The organism is Arthrobacter sp. SAFR-044 (assembly GCF_059414985.1).
In genome coordinates, this window is sequence record NZ_JBPFDN010000036.1 from 1 (window position 1) to 997 (window position 997).

The 997-nt window shown below is 64.4% G+C and carries 1 protein-coding gene; it reads left to right on the plus strand.

Going from position 1 to position 997, the window contains the following annotated elements; translation table 11 throughout:
* On the plus strand, positions 1–997 hold a 997-nt coding region (gene lipA, locus ACR65J_RS21020), incomplete at both ends, for a lipoyl synthase (RefSeq protein WP_440172739.1).

The window sequence follows — 997 nt, forward strand, 5'->3', positions numbered from 1 at the left end:
TGGCACCTGAAGGCCGGAAGATGCTGCGGATCGAGCAGCGCAACGCTGCGGTCCCGGTGGAGCGCAAGCCCGAGTGGATCAAGGCCAAGGTCCAGATGGGCCCGGAATTCGTCGGGCTCAAGAACCTGGTCAAAAAAGAAGGCCTGCACACCGTCTGCGAAGAAGCCGGCTGCCCCAACATCTTCGAATGCTGGGAAGACAAGGAAGCCACCTTCCTGATCGGCGGCTCCGAATGCACCCGCCGCTGCGACTTCTGCCAGATCGACACCGGCAAACCCTCCCCCGTGGACATGTTCGAACCCACCAAGGTGGCCCGCTCCGTCCAGTCAATGGCCCTGCGCTACGCCACCGTCACCGGCGTCGCCCGCGACGACCTCGAAGACGAAGGCGTCTGGCTCTACGCCGAAACCGTCCGCAAAATCCACGAACTGAACCCCGGCACCGGCGTCGAACTGCTCATCCCCGACTTCTCCGGCAACCCCGACCACATCAAAGCGATCTGCGACTCCGCCCCCGAAGTCTTCGCCCACAACGTCGAAACCGTCCCCCGGATCTTCAAAAGGATCCGCCCCGCGTTCCGCTACGAACGCTCCCTGGACGTCATCACCCAAGGCCGGAACCACGGGATGGTCACCAAATCCAACCTCATCCTCGGCATGGGCGAAACCCGCGAAGAAATCAGCGAAGCCCTCCGCGACCTCCACCAGGCCGGCTGCGACCTGATCACCATCACCCAATACCTGCGCCCCTCCGAACGGCACCTGCCCGTGGACCGCTGGGTCAAACCCCAGGAATTCGTGGACCTCCAGCACGAAGCCGAAGAAATCGGCTTCCTCGGCGTCATGTCCGGACCTCTGGTCCGCTCCTCCTACCGCGCCGGCCGCCTCTGGGCCACCGCCATGCGCAAAAAAGGCCGCGACATCCCCGCCAACCTCGCCCACATCGCAGAAGGCATCCAGGACTCCGGCACCACCCGCCAGGAAGCCGCCACCCTCCT